General features: G+C 66.0%; 10 protein-coding genes and 3 rRNA genes. 7 read left to right on the forward strand and 6 right to left on the reverse strand.

Annotated elements, in window-relative coordinates:
• The first annotated feature begins 124 nt into the window (after positions 1-124).
• The 5 genes from OG788_RS22225 to OG788_RS22245 are packed head-to-tail and all read left to right on the forward strand — an operon-like array spanning position 125 to position 6874.
• The gene (locus OG788_RS22225) at positions 125-976 is read left to right on the forward strand and encodes a hypothetical protein (RefSeq protein ID WP_406372973.1); all 852 of its coding nucleotides are present in this window, start codon (positions 125-127) and stop codon (positions 974-976) included.
• Positions 966-2291 carry a hypothetical protein gene (locus OG788_RS22230; RefSeq protein WP_406372975.1) on the forward strand — a complete coding sequence of 442 codons (1326 nt, stop codon included), beginning with the start codon at positions 966-968 and terminating at the stop codon, positions 2289-2291. The genes OG788_RS22225 and OG788_RS22230 overlap by 11 nt, the downstream gene beginning before the upstream one ends.
• A complete protein-coding gene (locus OG788_RS22235; protein WP_351536918.1) occupies positions 2288-3847 on the forward strand; it encodes an SCO6880 family protein in 1560 nt (519 codons plus the stop codon). Before OG788_RS22230 ends, OG788_RS22235 begins: the two co-directional genes overlap by 4 nt.
• Before the next feature lie 14 nt (positions 3848-3861).
• Complete coding sequence (locus tag OG788_RS22240) at positions 3862-5289, forward strand: ATP-binding protein (protein WP_406372977.1); 1428 nt, start codon at positions 3862-3864, stop codon at positions 5287-5289.
• A gap of 1 nt (position 5290) precedes the next feature.
• On the forward strand, positions 5291-6874 hold the full coding sequence (locus OG788_RS22245; RefSeq protein ID WP_406372978.1) for a type IV secretory system conjugative DNA transfer family protein: 1584 nt from the start codon (positions 5291-5293) through the stop codon (positions 6872-6874).
• A 63-nt stretch (positions 6875-6937) separates the two neighbouring features.
• On the opposite strand, the gene OG788_RS22250 is transcribed toward OG788_RS22245, so the two are convergent.
• On the reverse strand, positions 6938-7489 hold the full coding sequence (locus OG788_RS22250; protein WP_406372980.1) for a GNAT family N-acetyltransferase: 552 nt from the start codon (positions 7487-7489) through the stop codon (positions 6938-6940).
• Here OG788_RS22250 and OG788_RS22255 point away from each other — a divergent pair.
• A complete protein-coding gene (locus OG788_RS22255; protein WP_406372982.1) occupies positions 7488-8402 on the forward strand; it encodes a CDP-alcohol phosphatidyltransferase family protein in 915 nt (304 codons plus the stop codon). The genes OG788_RS22250 and OG788_RS22255 overlap by 2 nt on opposite strands.
• Before the next feature lie 261 nt (positions 8403-8663).
• Here the strand turns inward: OG788_RS22255 and rrf are convergent.
• From rrf to OG788_RS22275, 4 genes are all read right to left on the reverse strand, one after another.
• A 5S ribosomal RNA gene (rrf, locus tag OG788_RS22260) occupies positions 8664-8780 on the reverse strand.
• A gap of 86 nt (positions 8781-8866) precedes the next feature.
• Positions 8867-11989, reverse strand: a 23S ribosomal RNA gene (locus OG788_RS22265).
• Positions 11990-12306: 317 nt separating this feature from the next.
• Positions 12307-13832: ribosomal RNA gene (locus OG788_RS22270) — 16S ribosomal RNA — on the reverse strand.
• Together the 16S, 23S and 5S rRNA genes form the textbook arrangement of a ribosomal RNA operon.
• Before the next feature lie 655 nt (positions 13833-14487).
• Complete coding sequence (locus OG788_RS22275; RefSeq protein WP_266760269.1) at positions 14488-15036, reverse strand: MarR family winged helix-turn-helix transcriptional regulator; 549 nt, start codon at positions 15034-15036, stop codon at positions 14488-14490.
• Between the two features lie 185 nt (positions 15037-15221).
• Between OG788_RS22275 and OG788_RS22280 the strand changes: the two genes are divergently transcribed.
• On the forward strand, positions 15222-16496 hold the full coding sequence (locus tag OG788_RS22280; RefSeq protein ID WP_406372984.1) for an MFS transporter: 1275 nt from the start codon (positions 15222-15224) through the stop codon (positions 16494-16496).
• A 101-nt stretch (positions 16497-16597) separates the two neighbouring features.
• On the opposite strand, the gene OG788_RS22285 is transcribed toward OG788_RS22280, so the two are convergent.
• On the reverse strand, positions 16598-17413 hold the full coding sequence (locus tag OG788_RS22285; RefSeq protein WP_406372985.1) for a class I SAM-dependent methyltransferase: 816 nt from the start codon (positions 17411-17413) through the stop codon (positions 16598-16600).

A 17413-nucleotide genomic window follows, 5' to 3' on the forward strand; every position in this document is an offset into this window, starting at 1 on the left:
TCGTGCCCACCGGCTGAGGTTGCGTTTCCCTGATGTCGAGTCACCACACCGCGCCCGCGCGGGAACCAGCACGGCTACCGTCGTACTACTTGGTTCAGCGAGAGGTTGAGGGGGCGTACGCGGCATGAGTCTCGGTGACGAACCCGGGTACGGCGACGCCTCGCGCGGCGAGGACGGGGGGTACGGAGGCTCCGGCCAGACCCGCACCCGCCTTCCCGACCGCCCGGGCGACGTCTACGGCGGCGCGCGTCGCCGCGGATCCTCCTCGCGGAGCCTGATCACGGTGGTCGGCGTGGTCGTCCTCCTCATCGCCGCGATCGCCTTCGCGAACCGCGGCGACGACTCGCCCTCCTCGGGCGGTGAGAGTGGCGACAAGGCGAAGACCTCTCCCACGGCGGCCTCCGGCGACCACCCGGTGGACTCGAAAGTCGCGGGCATCCCCTCGGGCTTCCCCCACACCGCCGAGGGCGCACAGAGCGCGGCGACCAACTACGGGGTCGCGCTGGGGTCGACCGGCATGTTCGACACCGAACAGCGGCACGCGATCGTCGACGCCGTGTACGTGCCCGACGTGGCCACCGCACGGCAGCCCGACCTGGACGCGGCGTACTCGAGTGAGAAGTTCCTGACGAACATCGGTCTGGACAAGAACGGTGCCGCGCCGGCCGGTCAGACCTTCATCTCCCGCATCATCCCCGTCGGCACCAAGCTCAAGGCCTCCAGCACGAACAGCGCCACGGTCGAGCTCTGGTACACATCGCTCTTCGGCCTGTCCGGCGAGGGGTCCACCAACCCGGTGTCGGAGAGCTGGTACACGACGACCTACCAGCTGAAGTGGGTCAATGGGGACTGGAAGGTCACCGACTTCACGCAGAAGGACGGGCCCGTCCCGGTCGGACGGGACCAGAAGGCCTCCACCGCGGACGACATGACCAAGGCCGTCGAGGAGTACGGAGGGTTCACGTATGCCCGCTAACAAGCAGCGCCGTGTCCTTTCGCTCGCCGCCACGGTGGCAGCGGTGCAATCGGCTGCCGTCCTGATGGCCACCAAGGCCGTCGCGGCCCCCAGCCCGACTCCCAGCGGCAACGCCTGCGATCTCGTCCGCGGCCCTGCCAAAAAGTACTGCGAGAGCGACAACAAGGGATCCGGCCGGTCAGGCCTGAGTGACAACCCCGGGCTCGGGTCCACGCTGGACCCCCTCTCCTCCCTGGCCAAGGGCTGTGCCGACGCCGCCTCCTGGACCGTCGACAAACTCTCGGCCGCCGTGAACGACACCGCCAACGTGGACTTCACGAACCCCAAGTTCCTCCAGCAGTACGCCGTCGTCTTCGCGGCGTCCTCGATCCTGACCCTGCTGCTGTGGCTGCTGGCCGTGGCGAAGCGGGCCGTGCGAGGTGTCCCCCTCAGCACCGCCCTCTCCGAGGCGATCGGCTTCCTCTGGCTGACGGTGCTGGCCTCGGCGTTCACGCCGCTGATCCTCTACACGGTGGTCTCGGCGACGGACGGCGTGACGGAGGTGCTGGCCAAGACGACCGGCAACCAGACGGACACGTTCTTCGGGACGTTCTCCGGCGCGCTGAACAAGGGCGACGACATCGGCGGCGGCCCCATCATGCTGATCGTCGTCTCGCTGGTCTCGATCCTCGCCGCCGGAGTCCTCTGGCTGGAGCTGGTCATCCGGGCCGCCCTGCTCTACGTCGGCGCCCTCCTCGGCACCGTCGTCTACTCCGGCATCGTCGACAAGAACCTGTGGGGCCACGTCCGCCGCTGGGCGGGCATCATGATCGCGGTGATCCTGGTCAAACCGGTCATCGTGATAGTGCTCGGCCTCGCCGGAGCCCTCAGCACCGACAGCGGACCCGACGCGTTCTCCGCCGTCGTCTCCGGGCTCGCCATCATCCTGCTCGCCATCTTCGCCAGCGCGATGATCTACCGCTTCGTACCGGGCTTCGGCGACGAGATCGCCGGCTCCCGCAACAACCGCATCATGCAGGGCGCCGAAGGCAAGGCCGCCGCCGTGATCAGCTCGCCGGCCACCCTGGTCGCACAGGGCATCAAGACGCACAGCACGCGCGCCGACAACAACGGTGGAGGGGGCGGCAACAGCCAGGCGCGCCCCTCCAACCCCGCGTCCGGCGGTGTGGCCGCGCACAGCAGTCGTACGCCGAACGGAGGCGGCGGATCTGTCCCCTCCGCCGCACCCCCACCGCGTACCAGCCCGGTCAACACCCCGCACGCGAGCAATACCCGCAACAGCAGTACCAACCGCACGGGAGGTGAAGGGCGTTGACGACCGAGTCCCACGTGTCCCATCCGGTCACGCCCCGCCGTACATATCTGATCGGCCGCGCCCGGCCGAACGCGATCGTCGGCCGGAATCGTGAGTCCGGCGAGATCGCGCTCATCATCGGGGGCGCGTTCCTGGGCATGATGTGCGGCCTGCTCGTCCCGGTCCTGTCCCTGCGGATCGTGCTGCTCATGGGCTTCCCCCTGCTCGCGCTCGCCGCGGTGTACGTCCCGTACAAGCGCCGCACGTTCTACAAGTGGTTCGAGATCAACCGCAGTTACAAGCGGAGCCTGCGCCGGGGAACGGAGTACCGCAGCCGTGTGATGGAGGCCGGTACCCGCGTCGACGGGAAGGAGATCGAGATCGGACCGCCGCCCGGCATCGGGCGGATCTCCTGGCTCGCCGCCCCGTTCGGACCCGACGAGATCGCCGTGCTGCTGCACGCCGACCGGCGGACCGTGACGGCCGCGATCGAGATCGAGGGGCCGGGTGTCGGTCTGCGCGACAGTGAGGACCAGGAGGCCCTCGTCGACCGTTTCGGCACGCTGCTCAAGCACGTGGCGAACGGCGACGGCTTCGTCACCCGCCTCCAGATGCTCGCCCGCACCCTCCCCGCCGACCCGGACGCCCACGCCAAGGACGTCGCCGTACGCGGCGACGAGCGGGCTCCCGGATGGCTCCAGCAGTCCTACGACCAGCTCCAGTCGATGGTGTCCACGAGCAGCGAGCAGCACCGGGCCTATCTCGTCGCCTGCATGCACTACTCGCGCGAACTGGCCTCCGAGGCACAGGCCATGGCACGGGCGGCGCGGCCGCAGGGCGGGCGGAAGCTCGACCGGGACGCCGGACTCGCCGTCGTCATGGCCCGCGAGCTGACCGACATCTGCTCCCGGCTCCAGGAAGCCGACATCCGCGTACGCCAGCCGCTCGGTCAGGGGCGACTGGCCTCCCTCGTGCACTCGATGTACGACCCGGACCACCCCATCGACCACATCCAGGCGATGACCAAGCGCAACGCCTGGCCGGCCGAGCTGGACGCCATGGAGCCGACGTACCTCCAGGCGAAGACCCGCGAGTCCTCCACCCGCGCGCCCTGGTGCCACGCCACGGCCTGGGTGAAGGAGTGGCCGATGACCCCGGTGGGCGTCAACTTCCTCGCCCCGCTCCTCGTCCACACCCCCGACGTCATCCGCACGGTCGCCGTGACCATGGACCTCGAACCCACCGAGATCGCCATCGAACGCATGCTGACCGAGAAGACGAACGACGAGGCCGAGGCCAGCCGCGCCGCCAAGATGAACCGGACCGTCGACCCGCGCGACGTCGCCTCGCACAACCGCCTCGACCAGCGGGGCGAGGACCTCGCGAGCGGCGCCGCGGGCGTCAACCTCGTCGGCTACATCACCGTCTCCTCCCGCTCCCCCGAGGCCCTCGCGCGCGACAAGCGCACCATCCGCGCCTCGGCCGGCAAGTCGTACCTGAAGCTGGAGTGGTGCGACCGCGAGCACCACCGGGCCTTCGTCAACACCCTCCCGTTCGCCACCGGAATCCGCAGGTAGGGGCTGATGCACTGATGCGGGATCCGCTGTCCGCCGCGACGGACGCCTTCACGTCCTTCCTCTTCGGCAAGGTCGAGACGACCCGCCTGCCCGTCCGCACGTCCACGGGCCAGGCACAGGCGGTCTACCTGCCCACCGCCGCACCGGGCCTCGGCGACTCGGGCGTCATCATCGGCCGCGAGGTGTACTCCGGCAAGGGCTACATCTACGACCCCTTCCAGCTGTACGGGCAGCAGCTCCCGGCCCCGCACTGGCTGGTCCTCGGCGAGTCCGGCAACGGCAAGTCCGCCCTGGAGAAGACGTACGTCCTGCGGCAGCTGCGCTTCCGCGACCGCCAGGTCGTCGTCCTCGACGCCCAGGGCGAGGACGGTGTCGGCGAATGGAACCTCATCGCGGAAGAGCTGGGGATAACTCCCATCCGGCTCGACCCCACGGCCGCCCTGGACATGGGAATCCGGCTCAACCCGCTCGACCCCGCGATCACGACCACGGGCCAGCTCGCGCTGCTGCGCACCATCATCGAGGTCGCGATGGGGCACGGCCTCGACGAGCGGTCCGGCTTCGCCCTGAAGGTCGCGCACGCCTACGTCAACGAGACGATCGTCGAGCGCCAGCCCGTGCTCACCGACATCGTGGAGCAACTGCGCCACCCCGAACCGGAGTCGGCCGAGGCGATGAACGTCGCCATAGACGACGTACGGGCATGGGGCCTGGACGTCGCACTGGTCCTGGACCGGCTGGTCGACGGTGACCTGAGAGGCATGTTCGACGGCCCGACGACGGTGGGCATCGACCTGGACGCCCCCCTCACCGTCTTCGACCTGTCGCACATCGACCGGAACTCGATCGCCATGCCGATCCTGATGGCGATCGTGGGTGTGTGGCTGGAGCACACCTGGATCCGGCCCGACCGCAAGAAGCGCATCTTCCTGGTGGAGGAGGCGTGGCACATCATCAACAGCCCCTTCGTGGCACAGCTGTTCCAGCGTCTGCTGAAGTTCGGGCGGCGCCTCGGTCTGTCCTTCGTGGCGGTGGTCCACCATCTGTCTGACGTGGTCGACGGAGCGGCGGCCAAGGAAGCCGCCGCGATCCTGAAGATGGCGTCGACGAGGACCATCTACGCGCAGAAGGCGGACGAGGCACGGTCCACGGGCCGGGTCCTCGGCCTGCCCCGCTGGGCGGTCGAGATCATCCCGACGCTGACCCCGGGCATCGCGGTCTGGGACGTCAACGGCAACGTCCAGGTGGTCAAGCACCTCATCACCGAGACCGAACGCCCGCTGGTCTTCACCGACCGGGCGATGACGGAGTCGTCCGCCGACCTCCTCCTCTCCGACGACGCGATGCGCGCCGCCGAACTGGAGGCCGAGGAACGGGCGGCCGCCTTCATGGAGCAGCACCTCAGCGATCTCGACGGCTCCTCCGAGTCCACGGTGGCGTGAGATGAGACAGGACGACCGGCACGAGCCCCGGCGCGAGACAGCGGGCGGCATCCCCGACGGCCTGCTGGTCGGGGTGCTGGGCTTCCTTCTCGGCATGACGCTGATGGTGTGGACGGCGACGGGCCTCGCGGGCTGGTTCTCCCGCGGCGCCTGGCCGGACACGATCACCTTCGCCCGTACGCCGCTGGCCATGCGGCACCTGATCGGCGCGCCGCACGACATCCCCGGTGCCTGGCCCGACACCCCCGCCGCGCAGCTGTCCGGCTACGGCCTCTTCTGGGGCCTGTTCATCGGCCAGTTGATGGTGCTGCTGGTCCTCACGGTGTTCGTGATGGGGACGGTGGCACGCTGGCGGGCAGGACGCACCCGAAGACGGGCACAGGCCGCCGCGTCCGCGGACGCCCCCGGCCCGCTGGTCCCGCCGGCCAGGACGGAACAGCGGCCCACCACGAGGCAGCCAATGCCGGCGCAACCCCTGGAAGCCGCTTACACGGCAGCAGAGGCCGAGCGAGCGGGCGAGTGGACGCACGAACCTACGGGCGAACGTACGGGCGAACGTACGGGCGGCTGGGAGGCCGTCCCCACCGGGGCACCGGCACCCGGACCCGCCGCGGCAGCCCGACCCGCGGAGGCAGCCCAGCCGAAGCCCCCGTGGACATCCACCCGCGCCGTCGTCCTCGCCCCCGCCGAGACCCGCCACCCCACCGCGGCCCAGGCCGTACGCGACGCCGAGGGGCCCGCCCTCGTCATCACCTCCGACCCCCGCACCTGGTCGGAGACCAAGGACGCCCGCGCCAAACTGGGGCCCGTCCTCCTCTACGACCCGGCCCACCTCTGCGACACCCCGGCCCGGCTCCACTGGTCCCCCGCGGGAGGCTGCGAGGACAAGGAGACGGCGGCCGCCCGGGCTGCCGCGCTCCTCGCACCGGTGCGCCCCACCGCCAAGGCGGACCAGGCGATGGCCGATGTAGCGGAAACGCTCATGCGCAGCTATCTGCACGCCGCTGCCGTGGAGGGCAAGACCTTCCGCCATGTCCACCGCTGGGCCCAGGGCTCCCAGGTGCAGGACGCGGTACGAGCCCTGCGGACGAATCCCAAGGCCGCGTCCGGCGCCGCCGGCGAGCTGGAGGCCGCCCTCATCTCGCACCCCGAACGCCGCGACATCGCGCAGGAGCTGACGGCGCGTGCGCTTTCGTCCTTCGGCACGGTCAACATCCGTGAGTCCTGCACTCCGAACCGAACTGACAGCCTCGCCTTGGATTCCTTCGTCAACGAAGGGGGCACGCTTTATGTGGTCGGCGAACCCATCGAGGACCCCAAGGCGAACCCCGGCGCCATGCCGCTCCTCACGGCTCTCGCCGCAAGCGTGGTCGAGCGTGGCCGGCGCATGGCCGAACGGTCATCCTCCGGTCGCCTCGACCCACCACTCACGCTCGTCCTCGACGACGTCGCGGCGGTCGCTCCACTCCCTCAGCTCCCGGACCTCCTGACCACGGGAACGGCCCGCGGCCTGCCGACCCTGGCGCTCCTCCGCTCCCGCGAACAACTCCGGTCGCGCTGGCCGCAGTACGAGCTTCCGGTCTGACACCGGGCCCGTCCCCGCCCGCACCCGGACCGACCGAGCCGGCCGCTGTCCACGCGGGCCGCCCTACCCCCGAGTGATCACGAACTCCAGCTCGAGCTCCCCGGTGTCCCCGGGCATCGGGACGGTCGCTCCGGTGGGCACGAAACCCGCCTTGCGGTAGAACGCCTCGGCGCGGCCGTTCTTCTCGTGCACGAAGAGCCGCACACGGTCGAGCCCGATCCCCCAGGACCACGCGAGAGCGGCCTCGAAGAGCGCCCGGGTCACGCCGGCCTCGCTCCCCCGGTACTCGGGGCGTACGAACACCCCCACCAGATGGCCCTGGTCCAGCTCGGTCACCTTCCCGAACGGATCCCGCTCCCCGGCCTTCTCGACCAGCACGGTGACGGACCCGGTCCACACCCCGTCCTCGGCCACGGCCACGATCTGCTGCCGCTCCGTGACACCGACGGCCGCTCCGGCCGCCCGATCCTGCCAGAAGGCATCGGACTTGGCCGCCGCCTCCTCATGCGTTTCCAGGAACGCGAGATGCGCGACGGGGTCCCGCAGGGCGTCGAGTCTCAGCTCCTTCACCTGGCGCCACTCGTCGGGGCGTATGGAACGGATCATCTGGGTCATGGGGATCACCGTAGTACGGGCGTACGGCCGGGCTCACCCGATATCCACCCTGCCGATCACCGCCGCCCGGACCCCCGTCATGCTCTTCCCTGTACGACATCGCCAGCCGACCGATCCGGTCACCTGCCAGCTCGCCAGGGAGAAACGCCGCATGCCCAAGGTTCAACTAGAGGAACTCCGCACCGTCATTCACCCCACGGGCAAGCTGGACAGCAGGGCCGAACACTGGGCGGGCCGCCTCTACATGAGGTCCCTCTCCCTCCGTGTGACCCGCCACCTCGTCGACACCCGCATCTCGCCGAACCAGATCACCGTGATCATGGTCTTCGCGGGGGTGCTCTCCGGAGTCGCCCTGATCCTGCCGGGCCTCGGCGGTGCCGTACTCTCCGTCCTCTTCATGCAGCTGTACCTCCTGCTCGACTGCGTCGACGGCGAAGTGGCCCGCTGGCGGCGCCAGTTCAGCCCGCTCGGCGTCTACCTGGACCGTCTCGGCGCCTACCTCGCCGACGCCGCCGTGATGGTCGGCATGGGCATCCGCGCCGCCCAACTCGGCCTCGACCTCTATCTGGTGGCCGGCCTGGCCGCCGCCATCGGCGTCCTGCTCCTGAAGTCGTCCTCCGACCTCGTCCACGTGGCCCGATCCGACAGCGGCATGCAGAAGGCGACCGACGCGTCCGTCGTCCCGCGCTCCAGCGGACTCGCCCAGATCCGCCGGCTGGCCTCGGCCGTCGGCCTCCACCGCCTGGTCAACGGCATCGAGTGCACCATCCTGCTGCTCGTCACCGCGGTCATCGACCTGGCCCTCGGCGACCTGACAGCCACGCGGATCGCGACCGTCGCGGTGACGGCGATCGTGTGGCTGCTCGTACCCGCCCACATCGTCTCGATCGTCGCGTCGTCCCGCCTGAAGTAACCGCACCACGAGAAAGGGGGCGGTCTCCACGAGGAGACCGCCCCCTTTCTCATCCCCCTGCACCCCGGCCCTCGGGTCCGTCATACCTCGGCCCGGGCCCTCGAGGTCCCTCATATCCCTAAGCCTGAGTGCCCTTATCTCTCTACGTCTGAGTGCCCCTGTATCTCTACGTCTGTGCCCTTTGGGGTCCCGGGAAAAGGACCACAAACGCAGAAAACCCCCGTCACCGGTTTCCCGGTACGGGGGTTTTCTTCAAAAATTGTTCGGCGGCGTCCTACTCTCCCACAGGGTCCCCCCTGCAGTACCATCGGCGCTGTGAGGCTTAGCTTCCGGGTTCGGAATGTAACCGGGCGTTTCCCTCACGCTATGACCACCGAAACACTATGAAACTGTCAACCGGAGCCGTGGCATAGCTACGACGGTTGTTCGTGGTTTCAGAACCAACACAGTGGACGCGAGCAACTGAGGACAAGCCCTCGGCCTATTAGTACCAGTCACCTCCAGCGGTTGCCCGCCTTCCAGATCTGGCCTATCAACCCAGTCGTCTACTGGGAGCCTTAACCCCTCAAGGGGGTGGGAATACTCATCTCGAAGCAGGCTTCCCGCTTAGATGCTTTCAGCGGTTATCCCTCCCGAACGTAGCCAACCAGCCATGCCCTTGGCAGGACAACTGGCACACCAGAGGTTCGTCCGTCCCGGTCCTCTCGTACTAGGGACAGCCCTTCTCAATATTCCTACGCGCACAGCGGATAGGGACCGAACTGTCTCACGACGTTCTAAACCCAGCTCGCGTACCGCTTTAATGGGCGAACAGCCCAACCCTTGGGACCGACTCCAGCCCCAGGATGCGACGAGCCGACATCGAGGTGCCAAACCATCCCGTCGATATGGACTCTTGGGGAAGATCAGCCTGTTATCCCCGGGGTACCTTTTATCCGTTGAGCGACGGCGCTTCCACAAGCCACCGCCGGATCACTAGTCCCGACTTTCGTCCCTGCTCGACCCGTCGGTCTCACAGTCAAGCTCCCTTGTGCACTTACACTCAACACCTGATTACCAACCAGGCTGAGGGAACCTTTGGGCGCCTCCGTTACTCTTTAGGAGGCAACCGCCCCAGTTAAACTACCCATCAGACACTGTCCCTGATCCGGATCACGGACCCAGGTTAGACATCCAGCACGACCAGAGTGGTATTTCAACGGCGACTCCACCATGGCTGGCGCCATGACTTCACAGTCTCCCACCTATCCTACACAAGCCGAACCGAACACCAATATCAAACTGTAGTAAAGGTCCCGGGGTCTTTCCGTCCTGCTGCGCGAAACGAGCATCTTTACTCGTAGTGCAATTTCACCGGGCCTATGGTTGAGACAGTCGAGAAGTCGTTACGCCATTCGTGCAGGTCGGAACTTACCCGACAAGGAATTTCGCTACCTTAGGATGGTTATAGTTACCACCGCCGTTTACTGGCGCTTAAGTTCTCAGCTTCGCCACCCCGAAGAGTGACTAACCGGTCCCCTTAACGTTCCAGCACCGGGCAGGCGTCAGTCCGTATACATCGCCTTACGGCTTCGCACGGACCTGTGTTTTTAGTAAACAGTCGCTTCTCGCTGGTCTCTGCGGCCACCCCCAGCTCACCGAGTAAATCGGATCACCAGTGATGGCCCCCCTTCTCCCGAAGTTACGGGGGCATTTTGCCGAGTTCCTTAACCATAGTTCACCCGAACGCCTCGGTATTCTCTACCTGACCACCTGAGTCGGTTTAGGGTACGGGCCGCCATGAAACTCGCTAGAGGCTTTTCTCGACAGCATAGGATCATCCACTTCACCACAATCGGCTCGGCATCAGGTCTCAGCCTTGATGTGTGACGGATTTGCCTATCACACGGCCTACACCCTTACCCCGGGACAACCACCGCCCGGGATGGACTACCTTCCTGCGTCACCCCATCACTCACCTACTGCAGGTCTGGTCCGTCGGCTCCACCACTCCCCTTTGCCCGAAGGCTCCGGGGCGGCTTCACGGACTTAGCATCGCCTGGTTCAATGTTTGACGCTTCACAGCGGGTACCGGAATATCAACCGGTTATCCATCGACTACGCCTGTCGGCCTCGCCTTAGGTCCCGACTTACCCTGGGCAGATCAGCTTGACCCAGGAACCCTTAGTCAATCGGCGCACACGTTTCTCACGTGTGTATCGCTACTCATGCCTGCATTCTCACTCGTGAACCGTCCACCACTGCCTTCCGGCGCGGCTTCACCCGGCACACGACGCTCCCCTACCCATCACAGCGGGCGTTGGCCCTATTGCTGCAATGACACGACTTCGGCGGTACGCTTGAGCCCCGCTACATTGTCGGCGCGGAATCACTAGACCAGTGAGCTATTACGCACTCTTTCAAGGGTGGCTGCTTCTAAGCCAACCTCCTGGTTGTCTGTGCGACTCCACATCCTTTCCCACTTAGCGTACGCTTAGGGGCCTTAGTCGATGCTCTGGGCTGTTTCCCTCTCGACCATGGAGCTTATCCCCCACAGTCTCACTGCCGCGCTCTCACTTACCGGCATTCGGAGTTTGGCTAAGGTCAGTAACCCGGTAGGGCCCATCGCCTATCCAGTGCTCTACCTCCGGCAAGAAACACACGACGCTGCACCTAAATGCATTTCGGGGAGAACCAGCTATCACGGAGTTTGATTGGCCTTTCACCCCTAACCACAGGTCATCCCCCAGGTTTTCAACCCTGGTGGGTTCGGTCCTCCACGACCTCTTACAGCCGCTTCAACCTGCCCATGGCTAGATCACTCCGCTTCGGGTCTTGAGCGCGCTACTGAATCGCCCTATTCGGACTCGCTTTCGCTACGGCTTCCCCACACGGGTTAACCTCGCAACGCACCGCAAACTCGCAGGCTCATTCTTCAAAAGGCACGCAGTCACGACGCATTGAGTAAACTCAATGCGCGACGCTCCCACGGCTTGTAGGCACACGGTTTCAGGTACTATTTCACTCCGCTCCCGCGGTACTTTTCACCATTCCCTCACGGTACTATCCGCTATCGGTCACCAGGGAATATTTAGGCTTAGCGGGTGGTCCCGCCAGATTCACACGGGATTTCTCGGGCCCCGTGCTACTTGGGTGTCTCTCAAACGAGCCGTTGATGTTTCGACTACGGGGGTCTTACCCTCTACGCCGGACCTTTCGCATGTCCTTCGCCTACATCAACGGTTTCTGACTCGCCTCACAGCCGGCAGACTGTGAAAGAGAGATCCCACAACCCCTTGCATGCAACCCCTGCCGGGTCTCACACATACAAGGTTTGGCCTCATCCGGTTTCGCTCGCCACTACTCCCGGAATCACGGTTGTTTTCTCTTCCTGCGGGTACTGAGATGTTTCACTTCCCCGCGTTCCCTCCACACTGCCTATGTGTTCAGCAGTGGGTGACAGCCCATGACGACTGCCGGGTTTCCCCATTCGGAAACCCCCGGATCAAAGCCTGGTTGACGGCTCCCCGGGGACTATCGTGGCCTCCCACGTCCTTCATCGGTTCCTGGTGCCAAGGCATCCACCGTGCGCCCTTAAAAACTTGGCCACAGATGCTCGCGTCCACTGTGCAGTTCTCAAACAACGACCAACCACCCATCACCCCGAACCAGTAGTTCGAGTGCACTGGGGCCGGCACTGAAGGCAGCCAACATTCGGCCGTACCTTCAGACACCCAACAGCGTGCCCGACACCCTCGCCACTCATGATCAGCTTTCCACGCTCCGAAGAACAGTACTTGCAGCCCGAGATGACTGAGAGTGCCGAATAATCAACGTTCCACCCATGAGCAACCAGCACCGGACATTCGCCGGTGTTCTGGCCTCTGACCTCACCCCGGAGGGATCGGTAAGAAGTGCTCCTTAGAAAGGAGGTGATCCAGCCGCACCTTCCGGTACGGCTACCTTGTTACGACTTCGTCCCAATCGCCAGTCCCACCTTCGACAGCTCCCTCCCACAAGGGGTTGGGCCACCGGCTTCGGGTGTTACCGACTTTCGTGACGTGACGGGCGGTGTGTACAAGGCCCGGGAACGTATTCACCGCAGCAATGCTGATCTGCGATTACTAGCAACTCCGACTTCATGGGGTCGAGTTGCAGACCCCAATCCGAACTGAGACAGGCTTTTTGAGATTCGCTCCGCCTCGCGGCTTCGCAGCTCTTTGTACCTGCCATTGTAGCACGTGTGCAGCCCAAGACATAAGGGGCATGATGACTTGACGTCGTCCCCACCTTCCTCCGAGTTGACCCCGGCAGTCTCCTGTGAGTCCCCATCACCCCGAAGGGCATGCTGGCAACACAGAACAAGGGTTGCGCTCGTTGCGGGACTTAACCCAACATCTCACGACACGAGCTGACGACAGCCATGCACCACCTGTACACCGACCACAAGGGGGGCACTATCTCTAATGCTTTCCGGTGTATGTCAAGCCTTGGTAAGGTTCTTCGCGTTGCGTCGAATTAAGCCACATGCTCCGCTGCTTGTGCGGGCCCCCGTCAATTCCTTTGAGTTTTAGCCTTGCGGCCGTACTCCCCAGGCGGGGAACTTAATGCGTTAGCTGCGGCACCGACGACGTGGAATGTCGCCAACACCTAGTTCCCACCGTTTACGGCGTGGACTACCAGGGTATCTAATCCTGTTCGCTCCCCACGCTTTCGCTCCTCAGCGTCAGTAATGGCCCAGAGATCCGCCTTCGCCACCGGTGTTCCTCCTGATATCTGCGCATTTCACCGCTACACCAGGAATTCCGATCTCCCCTACCACACTCTAGCCTGCCCGTATCGACTGCAGACCCGGGGTTAAGCCCCGGGCTTTCACAACCGACGTGACAAGCCGCCTACGAGCTCTTTACGCCCAATAATTCCGGACAACGCTTGCGCCCTACGTATTACCGCGGCTGCTGGCACGTAGTTAGCCGGCGCTTCTTCTGCAGGTACCGTCACTTTCGCTTCTTCCCTGCTGAAAGAGGTTTACAACCCGAAGGCCGTCATCCCTCACGCGGCGTCGCTGCATCAGGCTTTCGCCCATTGTGCAATATTCCCCACTGCTGCCTCCCGTAGGAGTCTGGGCCGTGTCTCAGTCCCAGTGTGGCCGGTCGCCCTCTCAGGCCGGCTACCCGTCGTCGCCTTGGTGAGCCACTACCTCACCAACAAGCTGATAGGCCGCGGGCTCATCCTTCACCGCCGGAGCTTTTAACCCCCACCCATGCAGGCAGGAGTGTTATCCGGTATTAGACCCCGTTTCCAGGGCTTGTCCCAGAGTGAAGGGCAGATTGCCCACGTGTTACTCACCCGTTCGCCACTAATCCACCCCGAAGGGCTTCATCGTTCGACTTGCATGTGTTAAGCACGCCGCCAGCGTTCGTCCTGAGCCAGGATCAAACTCTCCGTGAATGTTTACCGGTAATCCGGTGAAACATCATGAGAGCGGAACAACCGGTCGGAATAGGACCGGCGTTCACAGCGTCCTCGCTGATGCGCCTACCAGGCAGTGCCCGGCAGGACTTTTTCAAAGGAACCTCGTCCCGACCGATCGGCCGGAGACGGGGTATCAACATATCTGGCGTTGATTTTTGGCACGCTGTTGAGTTCTCAAGGAACGGACGCTTCCTTTGTACTCACCCTCTCGGGCTTTCCTCCGGGCGCTTCCCTTCGGTCTTGCGTTTCCGACTCTATCAGACCGTTTCCGTATCCGATTTCCTCGGTGCTTTCCAGGTTCCCGCTTCCGCGTTTCCCTTTCCGGCGAGTCCGACTCTATCAGATCCTTTCGGGCCTGACTCCCAGTCAGCGGGGCTTGTCTTCGCGGCTGTTGGGCCGTTCCGACGTCTCAAACTTTAGCGGATCTTCTCGGCAGTTCCTAATCGGGCCGCCGCGCCCAAATCGAATTGAATTCGGGCACGCCGAATTCGTCCCGGTTGGGAGATCGTGCTGGTGGTTTGAGTGCCGCATCAGCGGCGGAGGTGCTGTCGCAGAACCGTTACGGCCCCGTGGCAACTCGAAGAACCTTACGGATCCGCCAGGGCCGTGTCAACCTCCCCTGTCAAGATCTTTAATCGAGGTCGCTGAGCCGCCCGCCGGCGTCCGGCTGGGCGTCCTCCACTCGTCGCAGAAGACGGGTCAGAACCTCGCCCAGGACACTCCGGTCCTCGGCGGACAGGTCCTGGAGCAGGTCCTCCTCGAAGACCGTGGCGAGACGCATCGCCTCGAGCCACTTCTCGCGGCCCTCGTCCGTCAGCTCGACGATCACGCGCACGCGGTTGGACTCGTCGCGCTCCCGGGTGACCAGCCCCTCCGCGACCATGCGGTCGATGCGGTGGGTCATGGCGGCCGGAGTGAGGCCGAGGCGCTTGGCGAGCTCGCTCGGGCCGAGGCGGTACGGGGCGCCGGCCAGGACGAGCGCCTTCAGGACCTCCCACTCGGCGTTGCTGATGCCGAGCGCGGCGGTCTGGCGGCCGTAGGCGACGTTCATCCGCCGGTTCAGGCGGGACAGCGCCGAGACGATCTTCTCGACCTGGGGGTCGAGGTCCTGGAACTCGCGCTGGTAGGCGGCGATCTGTTCTTCGAGTGTCGGCTCACTGACGCCGGGGGTGTCGCCCATGGCCCGAGTATCGCATGACGTGGCTTGGCGTCGAAGTCCTTCGAGGTGTACAGTTCAAGCTCAAACTTTAGCTTCGAAGTCTTCAGGTCTGCATCCATGCACGAGGAACGTGTCGCGAACACGGTGCCGGGCACGGGCGGACCGCCACGGCTTCGCGACCAAGGCAGGTGAAAGTGACCAGGGCGATGGGCGCAGCGATGCGCCGGATCCACGTGGGCAACGCACTCAGTGCGTTCGGGCTCGGCTTTACCGTCCCCTTCCTCTACGTCTATGTGGCGCAGGTGCGGGGACTCGGCTCCATGACGGCGGGCGTCGTGCTCGCCGTCTTCGCCGTGGCCGCTCTCGTCGTGCTGCCGTTCGCCGGGCGGGCGATCGTCCGGCGCGGCCCGCTGCCGGTCCTGCTCGCCGCCCTGGTCACCGCCGCGCTCGGGGCACTGAGCCTCGGGCTGGCGAACAGCGCGACGACCGTGGTCCTGTCGGCGGCCGCGCTCGGTGCCGGCCAGGCGGTGATGCAGCCGTCGCTCGCGACGATGATCGTGGACTGCTCCACGGCGGACACCCGCTCGCGCGCCTTCGCTACGCAGTTCTTCCTGCAGAACCTGGGCCTTGGTGTCGGCGGTCTCATCGGCGGTCACATCGTCGACCCGAACCGGGCGAGCTCGTTCACGCTGCTGTTCGCGATCGAGGCCGCGATGTTCCTGGTGCTGGTCGTGCTGATGGCGACCGTGCGGATGCCGCACGCGCCGCGGATCGACGGGAACACCCCGCAGGCCAGGGGTGGCAGCTGGAAGCAGCTCCTCGGCAACCGGGCCATGGTGCAGCTGTCCGTGCTGGGCTTCGTGCTGTTCTTCGCCTGCTACGGGCAGTTCGAGTCGGGTCTTTCCGCGTACGGCGTGGAGGCGGCCGGGATCTCCACGTCCGCGCTCGGCACGGCGATGGCGGCGAACACGGCGATGATCGTGGTCGCGCAGTTCGCGGTGCTGAAGTTCGTCGAGCGCCGCAAGCGGTCCCGGGTGATCGCCGCGGTCGGGCTCATCTGGGCCGTCGCGTGGGTGGCGGCCGGGTACGCGGGCCTCGGGCACGGCAGTCAGACCATGGCCACGGCGGCCTTCGTCTCGACGTACGCGCTCTTCGGGCTCGGTGAGGCGATGCTCTCGCCGACGGTCGCGCCGCTGGTCGCCGATCTGGCGCCGTCGGGCATGGCGGGTCAGTACAACTCCGCCTTCGCCCTGGTGAAGCAGCTCGCGCTGGCGATCGGCCCCGCGGTGGGCGGTCCGCTGGGCGCGTCACTGCACGGCCCGTACATCGCGACGTTCCTTCTCTTCTCGCTCGGGATCACCTTCCTGGCCGTGCGGCTCGGGCGGCAGCTCACCCCCGTACAGAATCAGCCGTCGCTCGCCAGGAGCCGGGTGGTCGCGCAGGGCGGTGCTCCGGCGGAACCGGTGCCGGCGAGCGCCTGACGGCCGGGCCCGCGGGCCGGCCCGGGACGCGGACGGACGGACGACGGCCGCCATCACGTTGCGACGTGGTGGCGGCCGTTTCGTGTGCGGGGTCGCGGGTCTCAGCGGACGCCGGTCAGCAGGTTGGCCGTGAAGGGGAGCGTCGCGCTGCCGTCGGGGGCGGTGCGGTCGGCGAGGCGGGTCTGCATGGCCCGGCCGGCGCGGAGGAGCGCGTCCTCGCCCGCGGCGTCGACGATCGCCTGCCCCCAGGATGTGGACGAGAGCTGGCCGGGGGCGTACGCGGCGAGGGGTGGGAAGGCGATGCCGAAGCCGACCTGGCGGACGGCGACGTCGTGGAAGCCGGCGCCTCGCAACGCGGCGGAGAGGCGCTCGGGGGTGCCGGAGAAGGCTCCCTCGTAGTCCGCGGCGACCTCGGGACCGCCGTACTCCGCGACGGCCTCGTACTGGGCGACGAAATACGGGATCGATTCCCGGGCGGCCCAGGCGGTGGCGGCGAAGCGGCCGCCGGGGCGGGTCACGCGGGCCGTCTCGGCGAAGGCGGTGTCCAGGTCGGGGAAGAACTGGACGCCCTGCTGGCAGACGACCGCGTCGAAGGCCGCGTCCTCATAGGGGAGCTTGTCCGCGGGAGCGACGGTGAACTCGATGTCCGGATACATGCGGGGCGCGTGCTCCCCGGCCACCCTGATCATGCCCGGGTTGACGTCCGCCCCCGAGACCCGTCCCGCGGGCCCGACCCGGGCCGCCGCCGCGCGGGCCGCGAAGCCGGTGCCGCAGGCCAGGTCGAGCACCTTGGCGCCGGGGAACAGGTCGACCGCGTCCAGGATCGCGTCCACGAAGGGCGTCATGAACGGCGCGGCGTACCGCTCGTAGCGTTCGGGAGCACTTCCATTGAGCTGAAAGCCCGATTCGTCTGCCAT

It is taken from the genome of Streptomyces sp. NBC_00647 (assembly GCF_045207245.1).
GTDB lineage: Bacteria > Actinomycetota > Actinomycetes > Streptomycetales > Streptomycetaceae > Streptomyces.